General features: G+C 74.0%; 14 protein-coding genes. 13 read left to right on the forward strand and 1 reads right to left on the reverse strand.

Annotated features, from left to right (window positions below):
* Positions 1–18: 18 nt before the first annotated feature.
* The 6 genes from ABD324_RS02950 (at position 19) to ABD324_RS02975 (ending at position 5,511) form a co-directional block, all read left to right on the forward strand.
* Positions 19–795: a DUF5995 family protein gene (locus tag ABD324_RS02950; protein WP_344412055.1), complete on the forward strand. Its 777-nt coding sequence runs from the start codon at positions 19–21 to the stop codon at positions 793–795.
* A 92-nt stretch (positions 796–887) separates the two neighbouring features.
* Positions 888–1,484 (forward strand): biotin transporter BioY, encoded by a 597-nt coding sequence (locus tag ABD324_RS02955; protein ID WP_344412057.1) that lies wholly within the window; start codon positions 888–890, stop codon positions 1,482–1,484.
* Positions 1,481–2,731: an AMP-binding protein gene (locus ABD324_RS02960; protein WP_344412059.1), complete on the forward strand. Its 1,251-nt coding sequence runs from the start codon at positions 1,481–1,483 to the stop codon at positions 2,729–2,731. Before ABD324_RS02955 ends, ABD324_RS02960 begins: the two co-directional genes overlap by 4 nt.
* A 205-nt stretch (positions 2,732–2,936) precedes the next feature.
* On the forward strand, positions 2,937–4,205 hold the full coding sequence (locus ABD324_RS02965) for a thiolase family protein (protein WP_344412061.1): 1,269 nt from the start codon (positions 2,937–2,939) through the stop codon (positions 4,203–4,205).
* The gene (locus ABD324_RS02970; RefSeq protein ID WP_344412063.1) at positions 4,202–4,876 is read left to right on the forward strand and encodes an energy-coupling factor ABC transporter ATP-binding protein; all 675 of its coding nucleotides are present in this window, start codon (positions 4,202–4,204) and stop codon (positions 4,874–4,876) included. Before ABD324_RS02965 ends, ABD324_RS02970 begins: the two co-directional genes overlap by 4 nt.
* On the forward strand, positions 4,873–5,511 hold the full coding sequence (locus tag ABD324_RS02975; RefSeq protein WP_344412065.1) for an energy-coupling factor transporter transmembrane component T family protein: 639 nt from the start codon (positions 4,873–4,875) through the stop codon (positions 5,509–5,511). Before ABD324_RS02970 ends, ABD324_RS02975 begins: the two co-directional genes overlap by 4 nt.
* Before the next feature lie 173 nt (positions 5,512–5,684).
* On the opposite strand, the gene bldD is transcribed toward ABD324_RS02975, so the two are convergent.
* Complete coding sequence (gene bldD / locus ABD324_RS02980; RefSeq protein ID WP_344412067.1) at positions 5,685–6,173, reverse strand: transcriptional regulator BldD; 489 nt, start codon at positions 6,171–6,173, stop codon at positions 5,685–5,687.
* Positions 6,174–6,817: 644 nt separating this feature from the next.
* Here bldD and pyrR point away from each other — a divergent pair.
* The 7 genes from pyrR to ABD324_RS03015 all read left to right on the forward strand — a co-directional run bounded on the left by pyrR (position 6,818) and on the right by ABD324_RS03015 (position 16,090).
* The gene (pyrR, locus tag ABD324_RS02985) at positions 6,818–7,423 is read left to right on the forward strand and encodes a bifunctional pyr operon transcriptional regulator/uracil phosphoribosyltransferase PyrR (protein ID WP_344412069.1); all 606 of its coding nucleotides are present in this window, start codon (positions 6,818–6,820) and stop codon (positions 7,421–7,423) included.
* Entirely contained in the window at positions 7,420–8,364 is a 945-nt protein-coding gene (locus ABD324_RS02990; protein ID WP_344412071.1) for an aspartate carbamoyltransferase catalytic subunit, read from the forward strand. The genes pyrR and ABD324_RS02990 overlap by 4 nt, the downstream gene beginning before the upstream one ends.
* 11 nt (positions 8,365–8,375) lie before the next feature.
* Entirely contained in the window at positions 8,376–9,668 is a 1,293-nt protein-coding gene (locus ABD324_RS02995; protein ID WP_344412073.1) for a dihydroorotase, read from the forward strand.
* Entirely contained in the window at positions 9,665–10,870 is a 1,206-nt protein-coding gene (carA, locus tag ABD324_RS03000) for a glutamine-hydrolyzing carbamoyl-phosphate synthase small subunit (protein ID WP_344412075.1), read from the forward strand. The genes ABD324_RS02995 and carA overlap by 4 nt, the downstream gene beginning before the upstream one ends.
* The gene (gene carB, locus ABD324_RS03005; protein ID WP_344412078.1) at positions 10,870–14,172 is read left to right on the forward strand and encodes a carbamoyl-phosphate synthase large subunit; all 3,303 of its coding nucleotides are present in this window, start codon (positions 10,870–10,872) and stop codon (positions 14,170–14,172) included. Before carA ends, carB begins: the two co-directional genes overlap by 1 nt.
* Positions 14,173–14,260: 88 nt before the next feature.
* Complete coding sequence (gene pyrF, locus ABD324_RS03010; protein ID WP_344412080.1) at positions 14,261–15,091, forward strand: orotidine-5'-phosphate decarboxylase; 831 nt, start codon at positions 14,261–14,263, stop codon at positions 15,089–15,091.
* Between the two features lie 423 nt (positions 15,092–15,514).
* Positions 15,515–16,090: a response regulator gene (locus ABD324_RS03015; protein WP_344412082.1), complete on the forward strand. Its 576-nt coding sequence runs from the start codon at positions 15,515–15,517 to the stop codon at positions 16,088–16,090.
* The last annotated feature ends 10 nt before the right edge of the window (positions 16,091–16,100 follow it).

Consider the following 16,100-nt stretch of genomic DNA (forward strand, 5'->3'; position numbering starts at 1 on the left):
ACGAGAGGAGCACGGATCGTGGGACCGGGGAGCGCTTCGGCGCTGGCGGCGTGCTGCGCCGACGACGCGCAGAGCATCGACGAGGTGGTCGCGCAGCTGGAGGCGGTGCGGGACCGGGCTGCCGAGCATCCCGGGCGCGAGGCGCGGGACGGGATCGCCTGCTTCAGCCGCCTCTACGCGACGATCACGCGGAACGTGGGGCGCACCGCGGCGGGGCAGAACCCGGAGCGGCGCTTCGCCGATCCGGACTTCATCACGCTCCTGGACCTGGAGTTCGCGCGCCGCTACTTCGCCGCGATCCGGGACTACGCCGGGGACGGGACCGTCCGCAGCGCGACGCCGAGGGCCTGGTGGGTGCTCTTCGCCCGCCGCGACCACGACATCCCGCACGCCAACTTCGCGGCCGCGGGTGTGAACGCGCACGTCAACTTCGACCTGACCTTCGCCCTGCTGGAGACCTGGCGGAAGTTCCCGCCGACCCCGGCCCGGCGCGCGGACTACGACACGATCAACGACATCTTCGCGGACGAGATGGACGGCCTGCGGGCGGACTTCGAGTCGTGGCTCTCCGCCGACGGCACCGACTCGGTGGGCGACCTGGTGGGCAACAACGGGGCGAACCTCGTCGTCCGGCTCACCCGGCACCTGGCCTGGGAGAAGGCCGAGGAGATCTGGGAGCGGCTGCCCTCGACCGAGCACTACGACGCGGCGTACTCCGACTCGCTGCGCATCCTCGACGAGCACGCCTCCTGGCTGGGACGGGCGGTGCTCGCGGCCCCGGTGCTGCCCTTCTGAGGTCGCGTCGGGCACGTGCGTCCGGCCCACAGTGGCGGGGATGACAGCCCGCGGGTGGGGGAAGTCGGCCGGACGCCGTCTAGCCTGCTCAGGTGCCCGAACAGCTGCCTCCCGCGACCTCCCGCCGTGCCACTCCCGCGGCGGACATCGCGACGACCGTCGTGGTCGCGGCGTTCATCGCGGTCCTCGGGCTGTTCCCCGGCGTGTACGTCGGGGCCACGGGCGTGCCGATCGTCGTGCAGAACGCCGGGCCCTTCCTGGCGGGCGTGCTGGTCGGGGCACGCCGCGCGGTCCTCGCGGTGGTGCTGCTGCTCGCGCTCGTGGCGATCGGACTGCCGCTGCTCTCGGGCGGGCGCGGCGGGATCGCGCCGTTCGTCGGGCCCAGTGGCGGCTTCCTGTTCGGCTGGATCCTGTCCGCGCTGGTCGCGGGCCTGATCGCGCAGGCCGCGGCCCGCACCCGGGCCCCGCGGCTGCCGATGCTCCTGGTCGCGGCGCTGGCCGGGCTGCTCGTGGACTACGCGGTCGGCATCCCGTGGCTGGCGGTGCAGACGGGCTCGTGGAGCACCGCGTTCACCGGCTCGCTCGTGTTCGTGCCCGGCGACCTGGCCAAGGTCGTGATCGCGGCGCTGATCGCGTCGGTCGTGCACCGGGCCCTGCCGGACCGGCTCGTGGGGGCCCGTTCGCGATGACCGCAGGGCCGCCCGTCCTCGGCGGCGCCGCCCTGCCGGCGGTGCTGCTCAGCCGGGTGCGCGGTGCGGCCGCCGAGCTGCGGCGACGGGGGATCGGGCCCGGTTCGCGGGTGGCGGTCGCCCCCGGGTCCGCGGACGACGTGCTGGCCTGGTTCCTGGGCGCGGACCTGGTGGGGGCGGCGGCGCTGGTGCTGGAGCCGGGCTGGGCGGTGCGGGAGCGCGAGGCGGTGCTGGACGACGCGCGGCCGGACGTGACGGTGGGCGGCCCTGTCGGCCCGGGCCCGGATGGTGTCGTCGGTGCGGCCGCGCGGGGGAACGCCTTCTACCTCCCGACGACGTCGGGCAGCAGCGGGCGGCCGAAGGTGCTGCAGCGTTCCCGCGACTCGTGGTTGCGCAGCTTCGCCGCCCTCGGGCCGGTCCCCGGGCCCGTGCTGATCGCGGGGCCGCTGAGCTCGTCGCTCTTCCTGTTCGGGGCGCTGCACGCGCTCTGGAGCGGGGTTCCGGTGCGGTTCCGGCCCCGGCTCACGGTGACCGACGCGCGGGAGGCCGGCACGGTGCACGTCGTCCCGGCCATGCTCGGGCAGCTCGCGGACCAGGATCTCGGCGACCTGCGGACGATCGTGTGCGGCGGTGCTCACCTGCCCTGCGAGCTGCGGGAGCGGGTGCGGGGGCCGGAGATCGTCGAGTACTACGGCTCCGCCGAGCACTCCCTCATCGCGCTCCGCCGCGGCGGCGGGCCGCTCCGGGTGGTGGCGGGTGTCGAGGTCGAGGAGCGTGCCGGGGAGCTGTGGGTCCGCTCGCCGCTGGCCTTCGACGGCTACCTGCGCGGTGGAGCGCTGGATCCGGCTCCCGCGTGGTCCGGTGTCGGGGACCGCGGGACAGTCGCCGGGGACGTCGTCACGGTCGCCGGTCGGGGCGGCGCGATGATCTCGACGGGTGGGCGGCTGGTCGCGGCCGAGGCGGTCGAGGCGGCGCTGCGCGGCCTCCCGGCGGTCGACGACGTGCTGGTCGCCGGTACCCCGCACCCGCGGCTGGGGGCCCTGGTCACCGCGGTGGTGCAGAGCGAGGGCACACCGTCGCTCGCCCTCCTGCGTGCGGCCGCCCGCGAGGGGCTGTTGCCGGAGGCGCGTCCGCGGCGGTGGCTGGTGGTCAAGGCGTTGCCGCGCACCGCGTCCGGGAAGGTGGCGCGGGCGGCGGTGGTCGAGGCGATCGCGAACGGGACCCTCGACGCGGGTCCGCTGCGATGAGACGTCGCAGAGGTGTCGGGCTCCGGCCTGCGCTCGGGGGCGGACTGCCGACCGACGGGCCGACCCGCGGGCACCCGAGCCGGTTGCGGGCGGGTCGCTCGTCGCGGGGCCGCGCCGACGAGAAGTTGCAGATGTGTGTTTCGGCCTACCGAAAGTGCCGACTCGCGGGATTTGTGGTGGGCCGTGTCTGCACCGGGGGTCGGTCGTGAGCGGGGGGCGTGACCTCGGTGGGGACGGGGAGCGCGGGGTCGTGGTGGTGGCGGCTCGCCGGACGCCGATCGGGAACGGCGGGGGATTGCTGCGGGCGCTGGGCTGCGACGAGCTGGCGGCCCCGGTGCTGCGAGCCGTGCTCGACGACGTCGGCGTCACCTCGGTCGACGACGTGCTACTGGGCAACGTGTTCGGCCCCGGGGGCAACACCGCGCGGGTGGCGGCGCTCGCCGCCGGGCTGGGGAACGCCGTGCCGGGGATCACCGTGGACCGGCAGTGTGCGAGCGGGCTGGCGGCGATCACGCTGGCCGCCGCCATGATCCGGGCCGGGGAGGGTGAGGTCTACCTCGCCGGTGGGGTGGAGAGCGCGTCGACCGCGCCGCACCGGGCCCGGCGGGGGAGCCCGCCCGTCGAGTACACGCGCGCGCCCTTCGCTCCCGCGGGCCACGAGGACCCGGAGATGGGGGTCGCCGCGGACCGCGTCGCCGCCGAGGCCGGGATCTCGCGCGCTCGGCAGGACGCCTTCGCCCTGCGCAGCCACGAGCGCGCCGTCGCCGCGCAGCGGGCGGGCCGGTTCGCCGGCGAGCTGGTGCCGGTGGCGGGGGTCGACCGCGACCAGCGGCCCCGCGCGGGCTTCACCGCCGAGCGGCTGGCCCGGTTCCGCCCCGCCTTCACCCCGGGGGGCACCGCGACCGCGGCGAACTCCTGCGCCGTCAGCGACGGGGCCGCCGCGGTCCTGCTGGTCAGCGAGCGGGTCCGGCGCGAGCTCGGGCTGCCCGGGCTGCGGCTGCTGGGCGCGGCCACCTCGGCCGTCGAGCCCGGGCGGCTCGGGCTCGGGGCCGTCCCGGCGATGCAGCAGGTGCTGAAGGCCGGGAGCCCGGTCGTCACCGAGTTCAACGAGGCCTTCGCCGGCCAGGCGCTCGCCTGCCTCGATGCCGCCGGGATCGACGAGCGCACCGCGAGCCCGGACGGCGGAGCCATCGCGCTCGGGCACCCGTGGGGTGCGTCCGGCGCTGTGCTGGTGGTGCGCCTGTTCTCCCGTCTCGTCCGACAGGCGGCCGGTGTGGCCGCGGGTCCGGCGGGGCAGGCCGGGCAGGGCTCCGGTACGCCGGAGCGGCCCGGTGTGGCGGCCGGTCGGGGCCCGGGCGAGGCGCTCGCGGGCGGTGTCGGGCTGGCGGCGCTGTCCGCCGGGGGCGGGCTCGGCGTCGCGACGCTGTGGCAGGCGGTGGGGCCCGACGGGGTGCCGGGGAGGATGGCGCCGTGATCGAGTTCGAGGGTGTCGGGCACCGGTTCGGCGAGCGGGTCGTGCTGGAGGAGATCACGCTGACCCTGCCCGAGCAGCGGGTGGGGTTCGTGGGCGCCAACGGGTCCGGGAAGTCCACACTGGCCCGGACCGTGAACGGGCTGGTCCGGCCGTCGAGCGGAACGGTCCGCGTCGACGGGCTGGATCCCGTGCGCAACGGCGCGGCGGTGCGGCGCAAGGTGGGGTTCGTCTTCACCAACCCGGACAGCCAGATCGTGATGCCGACGGCGGGGGAGGACGTCGCGTTCTCGTTGCGGCGCAGCGGACTCCCGCGCGCCGAGCGGGCGCGGCGCGCGGCCGAGGTGCTCGCCGAGCACGGGCTCGCCGGCTATGCGGACCATCCGGCCCACCAGCTCTCCGGCGGGCAGAAGCAGCTGCTCGCGGTGTGCGGGATGCTCGCCCTCGATCCGGACGTCCTGGTCTGCGACGAGCCCACCACCCTGCTCGACCTGCGCAACGCCCGGCACTTCGCGGAGCTGCTCCGGGGCCTGCGGCAGCAGGTGCTGGTGGTCACCCACGACCTGGAGCTGCTGGCGGACTTCGACCGCGTCGTCGTCCTCGACGAGGGGCGCGTGGTGGCCGACGACGAGCCGGAGCCCGCGCTCGACCACTACCGCAAGCTCGTGACGTGAGCGTCCTGGGCCTGTACGTCCCGGGCCGCAGCCCGCTGCACCGGACCCCGGCGGCGGTGAAGCTGCCGGTCCTGCTGGTGTTCGTCACCGCCACGGTGCTGGTCGGCTCGCCCTGGTGGCTCGGCGGGGCGTGCGCGCTGGTCGCGCTCGGCTACGCGGTCGCGCGCGTGCCGTGGGTGCGGCTGTGGCCGGTGCTGCGGACCGTCGTGATGCTCGCGGTGCTGGTGGGCGGGTTGCAGCTCTGGCTGGTGGGTGCGCAGGCCGCGATCGTCACGGTGCTGCGGCTCGTGGCCGCGGTGGCGGCGGCGACGCTGTTCACGCTGACCACGCGGGTGGACGACGTCGTGTCCGTGGTCGAGCGGGCGCTCGGCCCGCTGCGGCGTGTGGGGGTGCGGCCGGACCGCCTGGGCCTGCTCGTGGGTCTCACGGTGCAGGCGGTGGCGACGCTCTCGGCGATCGCCGGCTCGGTGCGGGAGGCGGCGCAGGCCCGTGGCGCCGGGCGCTCCCCGACGGCCTTCGCCGTGCCCTTCGTGATCCGCACCCTGTCCCACGCGGACGAGCTGGGCGACGCCCTGGCCGCCCGCGGCATCGGCGACGAGGACGATCCGCCGGGTACTCGCGTTATGGATCCATGACGCGCTTTTCCGGGGTCCCGGTTCGCGTTGTGGATCCATGACGCGGTGGATCCATGACGCGGTGGTCCCGTCAGCGGGTGGGCGCGCGGGACGGTGGGCCGCCCCGCGCGCCGGATGCCGGTGCCGTGCGCCCTTCCCCGGTGCACGGTCCCGGCAGGTTCACCGGTGAGGCGTCACTCGCGGTGCGAGGGACGGGCCTCGGGGGGCAGGACGCCCCAGTCGATCAGCTGGTCGGTCAGCTCGCCGGGGGTCATGTCGTAGATGATCGCCAACGAGCGCAGGTCCTCGGCCCGGATGGACAGGACCTTGCCGTTGTAGTCGCCGCGCTGGGACTGGATCGCGGCGGCGTAGCGGGCCAGCGGGCCCACCTTGTCCGCGGGCAGCTGCTGGAGCCGCTCGAGGTTGATGACGATCTTCGTGGCCGGCTCGGAGCCCGACGGCACGCGGCCCTCGGGCAGGAGCTCGGCCACCGGCACGCCGTAGAAGTCGGCGAGCTCGGCGAGCTTCTGCACGGTGACGGCGCGGTCGCCGCGCTCGTACGAACCGACGACGACCGCCTTCCAGCGGCCCCCCGACTTCTGTTCGACGCCGTGCAGCGACAGCCCCTGCTGCTGCCGGATGGCCCGGAGCTTGCTCCCGAGCGCCTTGGCGTAGTCGCCCATGTGGCGATCTCCTCATTCCTGGTCGTCGGCCGCGGGGCCGACGGGACCTGTACCGCTGGACGTGTGGATGGATTTCTGTACCGGGTGTCGCGAGTCGTCCTGCGAGTTGCTGCCTCGTGGACGAGCTCGGCGCCCCGCGTCCGCGGCCACCCTCGCCACTGTCGATCAATACGGAGAGTAATCATGCGCCGGGAGCGCGGCGCTGGTCAAGCCGGGTCTACCCGGTCGAGTGCCCGGTGGGCCTTTCCCACCCGATCGATCGACGTGTGTTCCCCCGTCAGCGGTATCAATCCGGCGCGTCGGCGGAGAGCCCGACGACAGCCCGCGAGCACTGTGACGCCTGGTGGCCCTGTGGGTGTGGCGGTCGTGAGCGCTCGGTGAGCACACTGCGGGTGACCGGAACCGCGTTCCGCCCGGCTGCCAGCCCGGTGCGGGCGTGTTGTCGGATCGTGACGATCCTGTGACCGGGCGGAGCCGTCGGAGCGCCGTCGCGGGCCACGTCGCAGCGGGTTCGGCGGGACGCCGGGGGGACGTGACGGACGGCTCGCCCGCACCGGCCCCGGCACCGGTGGCGCGATTGCTAGGGTCGTGAGCACAACACGTCCTTTAACCCCGTCCCGTGAGGCGGGAAAGGAGAGCACCTCGTGGCGGACGAACGCCGCGGGGGCGCCGGCCAGGCCCGTGAGCTTCCTCGTGAGCTCCTCAGCGCCGCCGACGTCACCCGCACCATCGCGCGCATCGCGCACCAGATCATCGAGAAGACGGCCTTCGACGCCGGGAACACCGCGGACCTCGTCCTGCTGGGTGTGCCTACGCGCGGGGTCACGCTGGCGCACCGGCTGGCGGTGGCGATCACCGAGTTCGCCGGGGCCGTCCCCGCGGTCGGCTCGGTCGACGCGACGCTCTACCGGGACGACCTGCGCCGCGGCCCCGCCCGCGCGCTGGAGGACACGGCGGTGCCGGAGGGCGGGATCGACGGCAAGCTCGTCGTCCTGGTCGACGACGTGCTGATGTCCGGCCGCACCACCCGCGCGGCGCTCGACGCGCTGCGGGACGAGGGTCGCCCGCGCGCGGTCCAGCTGGCCGTCCTGGTCGACCGCGGGCACCGCGAGCTGCCGATCCGGGCGGACTACGTGGGCAAGAACGTCCCCACCTCGCGATCGGAGAAGATCCTGGTCCGCTTCACGGAGACCGACGGCGTGGACGGCGTCCTGATCGAGCGCGGCCCCGACACGGGGGGCGCGGAGTGAAGCACCTGCTCTCGATCGCGGACCTCGACGCCGCGTCCGCGACCGGTCTGCTCGACACCGCGGCCCGGCTCAAGGACACGCTGCTGGGCCGCGAGGTCCGCAAGCTGCCCACGCTGCGCGGCCGCACCGTCGTCACCCTCTTCTACGAGGACTCCACCCGCACCCGGGTCTCCTTCGAGATCGCCGGCAAGTGGATGAGCGCGGACACGATCAACATCAGCGCGAAGGGCTCCTCGGTCTCCAAGGGCGAGTCGCTGCGGGACACGTCGCTGACGATCTCGGCGATGGGCGCGGACTGCGTGATCGTCCGGCACCCCGCCTCGGGCGCCCCGCACCGCATGGCCGCCTGGGCGGACCGGGACGCGGCCGCGACCGGCACGCACACCTCGATCGTCAACGCCGGGGACGGCACCCACGAGCACCCCACCCAGGCCCTGCTCGACGCGGCCACGCTGCGGGACCGGCTCGGCTCGGTCGCGGGCCGGCGGATCGGGATCGTGGGCGACGTCCTGCACTCCCGGGTCGCGCGGTCGAACGTGCTGCTGCTCTCCACCCTGGGTGCGGAGGTCGTGCTGATCGCCCCGCCCACGCTGCTGCCGACGGGTGTGGCGGAGTGGCCCTGCCGGGTCTCCCACCACCTCGACGCCGAGCTGCCGGCGCTCGACGCGGTGATGATGCTGCGCGTGCAGGCCGAGCGGATGCGCGGCGGCTTCTTCCCGAGCGCCCGCGAGTACGCGATCGCGTACGGGCTCAACGAGAACCGCCTCGGCCTGCTGCCCGAGGGCGCGCCCGTGCTGCACCCCGGCCCGATGGTGCGCGGCATGGAGATCGCGCCCGCCGTCGCCGACTCCCCGAACTCCGCGGTCCTGGCCCAGGTGCGCAACGGCGTGCACGTGCGGATGGCCGTCCTCTACCACCTGCTCGCCGGAGCCCCAGAATGAGTCAGCCGAGCATGACACTCCTGATCAAGAACGCCCGCCCCTACGGGGAGGACGCCGTCGACATCCTCGTCACCGACGGGGTGATCACCGAGATCGGCACCGGGCCGACCGGCGCCCCGGACGACACCGAGATCCTCGACGCCGACGGCCACGTCCTGCTCCCCGGCCTGGTCGACCTGCACGTGCACCTGCGTGAGCCGGGCGGCGAGGAGTCCGAGACGATCGAGTCCGGCAGCCACGCCGCAGCGCTCGGCGGGTTCACCGCCGTCTTCGCCATGCCGAACACGGACCCGGTGCAGGACACCGCCGTCGTGGTGGAGCACGTGCGCCGCCGCGGCGCGGAGATCGGCCTGGTCGACGTCCACCCGGTGGGTGCGGTCACGCAGGGGCGCAAGGGTTCCCAGCTCGCCGAGCTCGGCACGATGGCGAGCTCGGCCGCGCAGGTCCGGATCTTCTCCGACGACGGGTCCTGTGTGGACGACCCGGTGATCATGCGGCGCGCGCTGGAGTACGCGAGCGCGCTCGACGTCGTGATCGCCCAGCACGCCGAGGACCACCGGCTCACCGAGGGCGCCCAGGCCCACGAGGGCGCGACCGCCGCGCGGCTGGGGCTGGCCGGCTGGCCCGCCACCGCCGAGGAGACGATCGTCGCCCGGGACTGCGCGCTGGCCCGCGAGGCCGGTGCGGCGCTGCACGTCTGCCACGTGTCGTCGCTGCACACGATCGCGGTGCTGCGCGCGGCGAAGGCGCAGGGCGTGCGGGTGAGCGCCGAGGTCACCCCGCACCACCTCCTGCTGACGGACGGCCGGCTCGCCGGGTACGACCCCGTCAACAAGGTGAACCCGCCGCTGCGGACCGGCGCGGACACCCAGGCCATGCGCGAGGCGCTGGCCGAGGGCGTGATCGACGTCGTGGCCACGGACCACGCGCCGCACGCCCACCAGTACAAGGACACGGAGTGGGCGGTGGCGCGGCCGGGCATGCTCGGCCTGCAGACCTCGCTCTCGGTGGTGATCCACACGATGGTCGAGCCGGGGCTGCTGGACTGGCACGGCGTCGCGCGGGTGATGAGCGAGCGGCCCGCGGAGATCGGGAACCTGCCCGACCAGGGCCGGCCGATCGCCGTCGGTGAGCCGGCGAACCTGTGCCTCGTCGACCCGGACGCCCAGTGGACGGTCCGGGGTACGGCCCTGGCCGGGCCGTCGGCCAACACTCCGTACGAGGGAATGCGGCTGCCCGGTGCGGTGGTCGCCACGGTTCTGCGTGGCCGGATCACGGCCCGCGACGGGAAGGTTGTGGCATGAGCGCAGTACTCGTGCTGGAGGACGGGCGGATCTTCCGCGGGGAACCCTTCGGCGCCGTGGGGGAGGCCCTGGGCGAGGCCGTGTTCACCACCGGCATGACGGGCTACCAGGAGACCCTGACGGACCCGTCGTACCACCGCCAGATCGTGGTGCAGACGGCGCCGCAGATCGGCAACACCGGCTGGAACGACGAGGACGACGAGTCCGCGGGCATCCAGGTCGCCGGGTACGCGGTGCGCGACCCCAGCCCGCGGGCGTCGAGCTGGCGGGCCACCGGCACGCTGGCGGACGCCCTGGCGGCGCAGGGGATCGTCGGCATCGCCGGGATCGACACCCGGGCCCTGGTGCGGCACCTGCGCGAGCGCGGGGCCATGCGGGCCGGGGTGTTCTCCGGCGCCGCCCTGGCCGCGGACCCGGAGCTGGTGGAGCGCGTGCGCCGCAGCCCCGGGATGGAGGGCGCCGACCTCTACGGCGCCGTCACCACCGGCGAGACCTACGTCGTGCCGGCCGCGGGGGAGAAGCTCTACACCGTCGCGGCGCTCGACGTCGGGATCAAGTTCAACACCCCGCGGATGATGGCCGAGCGCGGCATCGAGGTGCACGTGCTGCCCGCGGCGTCGACGATCGAGGACGTGCTGGCGCTGGAGCCGGACGGGTTCTTCCTGTCCAACGGCCCGGGCGACCCGGCCACCGCGGACGCGCCCGTGGCCCTGACGAAGCAGGTCCTGGAGCAGCGGATCCCGCTGTTCGGCATCTGCTTCGGCAACCAGATCCTCGGCCGCGCGCTGGGCCGGGGCACCTACAAGCTGCGCTACGGCCACCGCGGGATCAACATCCCGGTCGTCGAGCACGCCACCGGCCGGGTGGCCATCACCTCGCAGAACCACGGCTTCGCGGTCGAGGGGAGCGCCGGGGAGCGGTTCACCACGCCCTACGGCACCGCGGAGATCACGCACACCTGCCCCAACGACGGCTGTGTCGAAGGCCTTGCGGGAGTGGACTTCCCGGCCTTCTCCGTGCAGTACCACCCGGAGGCGGCCGCGGGCCCGCACGACGCCGCGGACCTCTTCGACCGGTTCTGCCGGCTGATGGAGACGGGCCGCCGCTCGGCCGGGCGCCACCACCTCAACGCCGACCGGATCGTCGAGAACGCCGGCGTGTCCGACACCGCCGCTGCCACCGAGAACGGGGAGAACGTCTGATGCCGCGCCGTGAGGACATCCGGCACGTGATGGTCATCGGCTCCGGGCCGATCGTCATCGGTCAGGCCTGCGAGTTCGACTACTCCGGCACCCAGGCCTGCCGCGTGCTGCGCGCCGAGGGGATCCGCGTCTCGCTGGTCAACTCCAACCCGGCCACGATCATGACGGACCCGGAGTTCGCCGACGCCACCTACATCGAGCCGATCACCCCGGACTTCGTCGAGAAGGTCATCGCCGCCGAGCGGCCGGACGCCATCCTGGCCACCCTGGGCGGCCAGACGGCGCTGAACACCGCGATCGCCCTGCACCAGAACGGTGTGCTCGAGCGCTACGGCGTGGAGCTCATCGGGGCCGACGTCGACGCCATCGAGCGCGGCGAGGACCGGCTGAAGTTCAAGGAGATCGTGCTCAAGATCGGCGGCGAGGTGCCCCGGTCCGCCGTCTGCCACTCCATGGACGAGGTCCGGGCCGCGGTCGGCGAGCTGGGGCTCCCGGTCGTCATCCGCCCGTCGTTCACCATGGGCGGGCTCGGCTCCGGCATGGCCCACACCGAGGAGGACCTGGAGCGGCTCGCCGGCGGCGGGCTCGCGGCCTCCCCGGTCACCGAGGTCCTCATCGAGGAGTCGGTGCTGGGCTGGAAGGAGTACGAGCTCGAGCTCATGCGCGACCACCACGACAACGTGGTGGTGGTGTGCTCCATCGAGAACCTGGACCCGATGGGCGTCCACACGGGCGACTCGATCACCGTCGCCCCGGCGATGACGCTGACGGACCGCGAGTACCAGCACATGCGGGACGTGGGCATCGCCGTCCTGCGCGAGGTCGGCGTGGACACCGGCGGCTGCAACATCCAGTTCGCCGTGCACCCGGAGACGGGGCGGCTCGTCGTCATCGAGATGAACCCGCGGGTGTCGCGGTCCTCGGCGCTGGCGTCGAAGGCCACCGGCTTCCCGATCGCCAAGATCGCCGCGAAGCTGGCCGTCGGGTACACGCTCGACGAGATCACCAACGACATCACCGGGGAGACGCCGGCGGCCTTCGAGCCCACGCTCGACTACGTCGTCGTCAAGATCCCGCGGTTCGCGTTCGAGAAGTTCCCCGGCGCGGACACCGAGCTGACCACGACCATGAAGTCCGTGGGCGAGGCGATGGCGCTGGGGCGCTCCTTCCAGGAGGCCTTCGGCAAGGCACTGCGGTCCATGGAGACCACGGCGATCGGCTTCTGGACCACGCCGGACCCGGCCTCGCCGCCCACCGACGAGGAGATCCGCACGCCCACGGACGGGCGGATCTACAGCGTCGAGCGGGCGCTGCGGGCCGGGCGGTCGGTCGAGGAGGTCGCGACGATCTCCGGCATCGACCCGTGGTTCCTCGACCAGATCGCGCTGCTCGTGGAGCTGCGCGCCGTCATCGAGGACGCTCCCGTGCTCGACGCCGACCTGCTGCGGCGCGCGAAGCGGGCCGGGCTGTCGGACCGGCAGCTCGCGGCCGTCCGGCCCGAGTTCGCGGGGGAGGACGGCGTCCGGTCGCTGCGGCACCGGCTCGGCATCCGGCCCGTCTACAAGACGGTCGACACGTGTGCCGCCGAGTTCGCCGCTCGCACTCCCTACCACTACAGCGCGTACGAGACCGACCCGTCGGCCGAGTCCGAGATCGCGCCGCAGACGGAGAAGCCCAAGGTGCTGATCCTGGGCTCCGGGCCGAACCGCATCGGGCAGGGCATCGAGTTCGACTACTCCTGCGTGCACGCGGTGCAGGCACTGCGCGAGGCCGGGTTCGAGACCGTGATGGTCAACTGCAACCCGGAGACCGTCTCCACGGACTACGACACCGCGGACCGGCTGTACTTCGAGCCGCTCACCTTCGAGGACGTCCTCGAGGTCGTGCACGCCGAGCAGGAGTCCGGCGAGGTCGTCGGCGTGATCGTGCAGCTCGGCGGGCAGACGCCGCTGGGGCTCGCGGCCAGGCTGACCGCCGCGGGCGTTCCCGTCGTGGGGACCTCGGCTGCGGCCATCGACCTCGCGGAGGACCGCGGGGCGTTCGGCGAGGTGCTGCGCAAGGCCGGGCTGCCCGCGCCGGCGTTCGGCACCGCGACGTCGTTCGAGCAGGCCCGCGAGATCGCCGAGCGGATCGGCTATCCCGTGCTGGTGCGGCCGTCCTACGTCCTCGGCGGGCGCGGCATGGAGATCGTCTACGACGACGCCACGCTGGCCGGCTACATCGCCCGGGCCACGACGATCTCGCCGGACCGGCCCGTGCTCGTCGACAAGTTCCTCGACGACGCCATCGAGATCGACGTCGACGCCCTGTGCGACGGCGAGGAGGTCTTCCTCGGCGGCGTGATGGAACACATCGAGGAGGCCGGGGTGCACTCCGGCGACTCGTCTTGCACGCTGCCGCCGATCACGTTGGGGCGCAGCGTCCTCGAGACGGTGCGGAGCTCCACCGAGGCGATCGCGCACGGAGTCGGGGTGCGCGGGCTGCTGAACGTGCAGTACGCGCTGCACGGCGAGACCCTCTACGTGCTGGAGGCGAACCCGCGGGCCTCGCGCACGGTGCCGTTCGTCTCCAAGGCCACGGCGGTCTCGCTCGCCAAGGCCGCGGCGCGGATCATGCTCGGTGCCTCGATCGCGGACCTGCGCGTGGAGGGGCTGCTGCCCGCCACCGGGGACGTGGGGGACCTGCCCGCGGACGCGCCCGTCGCCGTCAAGGAGGCGGTGCTGCCGTTCAACCGGTTCCGCACGCCGTCCGGCCAGGGCGTGGACCCGCTGCTCGGCCCGGAGATGAAGTCCACGGGCGAGGTCATGGGCATCGACGCGTCCTTCGGGCCGGCGTTCGCCAAGTCCCAGGCCGCCGCCTACGGCTCGCTGCCCTCGTCGGGCAAGGTCTTCGTGTCCATGGCGGACCGGGACAAGCGCGCCATGGTGTTCCCGGTGCGCCGGCTCGCCGACCTGGGCTTCGAGGTGCTGGCCACCGAGGGCACGGCGGAGGTGCTGCGCCGGCACGGGATCGTCACGACGGTGGTGCGCAAGCACAGCGAGAAGGATCACGGGGAGACGATCGTCGATCAGATCCTGGCCGGGGACATCGCGCTGATCATCAACACGCCGTACGGCAACTCCGGGCCGCGCGTGGACGGCTACGAGATCCGGGCGGCCGCGGTCTCGCGCGGGGTCCCGTGCATCACCACGGTCCAGGGTGCCGGCGCCGCGGTGCAGGGGATCGAGGCGATGCAGCGGGGCGACATCGGCGTGCGGAGCCTGCAGGACGCCCACGCGGCCCTCCGCAAGGCCCGCCCGTGATCACGCCGTCCCGGATCGCGTCATGGAACCATAACGCTGATTTCGGGCTCGGAATCGCGCGTCATGGTTCCATGGTGCGAGGTCGGCGGTGAGTTTCGGGGAGCGGCTCGTTGCCGCCGTGGGGCGGTTCGGGCCGCTGTGTGCGGGGATCGATCCGCACCCGTCGTTGCTGGCCGAGTGGGGGCTGACGGACGACGCGGAGGGGCTGGCCGGGTTCTGCTCGGCCGCCGTCGCGGCGCTCGCCGGGCACGTCGCCGTCGTGAAGCCGCAGGCGGCGTTCTTCGAGCGGCACGGGTCGCGGGGGATCGCGGTCCTCGAGCAGACGCTCGCGGACCTCGCGGGGACGGGCACGCTCTCGCTGCTCGACGTGAAGCGCGGGGACATCGGCTCCACGATGGACGGGTACGCGGACGCCTACCTCGGCGTCGGCGCGGCCGTCGCGGCGGACGCGATCACGGTGTCGCCCTACCTCGGCTTCGGGTCGCTGGAACCTGCCTTCCGGGCCGCCGAGGAGGCCGGGCGCGGGGTGTTCGTGCTGGCCCGCACCTCGAACCCGGAGGGCGGGACGGTGCAGCTCGCGTCGGTCGACGGGGTCACGGTGGCGCAGGGGATGGTCACCGCCGCCGGTGTCCGCAACGCCGGCGCCTCGCCGCTGGGCGGGATCGGGGTGGTCGTGGGCGCCACCCACGACCACGGACTCGACCTCGGGGCCCTGAACGGCGCCGTGCTGGCCCCGGGCCTCGGGGCGCAGGGGGCGACCCCGGCGGACATCGCCGAGCGTTTCGCGGGGCTGCGCGGGCTCGTGCTGCCCGCGGCGAGCCGGTCGATCCTCAAGGCGGGCCCGGACGTCGCGGCGCTGCGGGGTGCGGCGGAAGCCCAGCGGGACGAGCTCGCGGCGGCACTCACCGTCCTGAGCTGACGCCGACCATCCACACCGGCCGAGATGAACCTCAGGGCGATTTCGGTGGGGTCGGAATCGCCCTCAGGTTCATCTCGGCGTATCGGGTCGGGTGGTCGGGACGACCCGCCGCGACCTCCCTGCGCCGGGCTGTCGGCGGCGCCCGCGGTGATGATCGGCGTTGGGGTGCGCCGGCGCGAGGGGCTGCCGGGAGCGGCGGAACAGGCATCGAGGACCGACTAGTGGGCCGTTCGGCCCAGTGAGTGGCCGATATCGTTCACCCGTTCGGTGGGGATGGTGGCACCCTGGTGCCTCGGGCGCTCGACCGTCACGCTGGCCCGACCGGGAGGTACGTGTCCCGGTGGCACGCGGGGGAGCACGGAGGTGGCAGTGGACGGGGTTCGGGAGCCGGCCGGATCAGCGGTCGACCCGGCGGGGGGTGCGGTGACGGCTGCGGACCCCGGGGCGGCCGGACCGGCACCGGGGACGACGGTCGGCGCCGTGCTGCCCACGCCCGTGCCGCTGCCCACGGCCGGTTCGACGCCCGCGCCGACGGCCGGTTCGACGGGTGCGTCGACGGCCGGTTCGACGGGTGCGTCGACGGGTGGGGTGTCGGCTGCCGGGACCGCCGGGGGCACGGCGGTCGAGCCGGGTACCACTGCGGTCGAGGTGCTGATCGTCGACGACCAGCGGCCGTTCCGGACCATCGCACGCACCGTCGTCGGCATGGTCGGGGGCTGGCGGGTCGCCGCCGAGGCCGAGACCGGTGAGCAGGCCGTGGCCGAGGCGCTGCGGATCCGGCCCGCCGTCGTGCTGATGGACATCAACCTGCCCGGGATCAGCGGGATCGAGGCGACCCGGCGGATCCTCGCGGCGGCCCCGGACACGCGCATCGTGCTGCTGTCCACGTACGCCCTGGACGACCTGCCGTCCGACGCGGCCGACTGCGGCGCTGTGGCGTACGTCAACAAGGAAGACCTCACACCCGCGCGGCTGCGCGCGCTGCGCCCCACGGGCTGAGCCCGGCCTG

The organism is Pseudonocardia ailaonensis (assembly GCF_039531635.1).
Taxonomy (GTDB): domain Bacteria; phylum Actinomycetota; class Actinomycetes; order Mycobacteriales; family Pseudonocardiaceae; genus Pseudonocardia; species Pseudonocardia ailaonensis.

Coding starts and splice junctions, on each gene's coding strand:
- ABD324_RS02960 (WP_344412059.1), top strand. CDS start 1,481: ATGACCGCAGGGCCGCCCGTCCTCGGCGGCGCCGCCCTGCCGGCGGTG.
- bldD (WP_344412067.1), bottom strand. CDS start 6,173: ATGGGCGACTACGCCAAGGCGCTCGGGAGCAAGCTCCGGGCCATCCGG.
- ABD324_RS02995 (WP_344412073.1), top strand. CDS start 8,376: ATGACACTCCTGATCAAGAACGCCCGCCCCTACGGGGAGGACGCCGTC.
- carA (WP_344412075.1), top strand. CDS start 9,665: ATGAGCGCAGTACTCGTGCTGGAGGACGGGCGGATCTTCCGCGGGGAA.
- carB (WP_344412078.1), top strand. CDS start 10,870: ATGCCGCGCCGTGAGGACATCCGGCACGTGATGGTCATCGGCTCCGGG.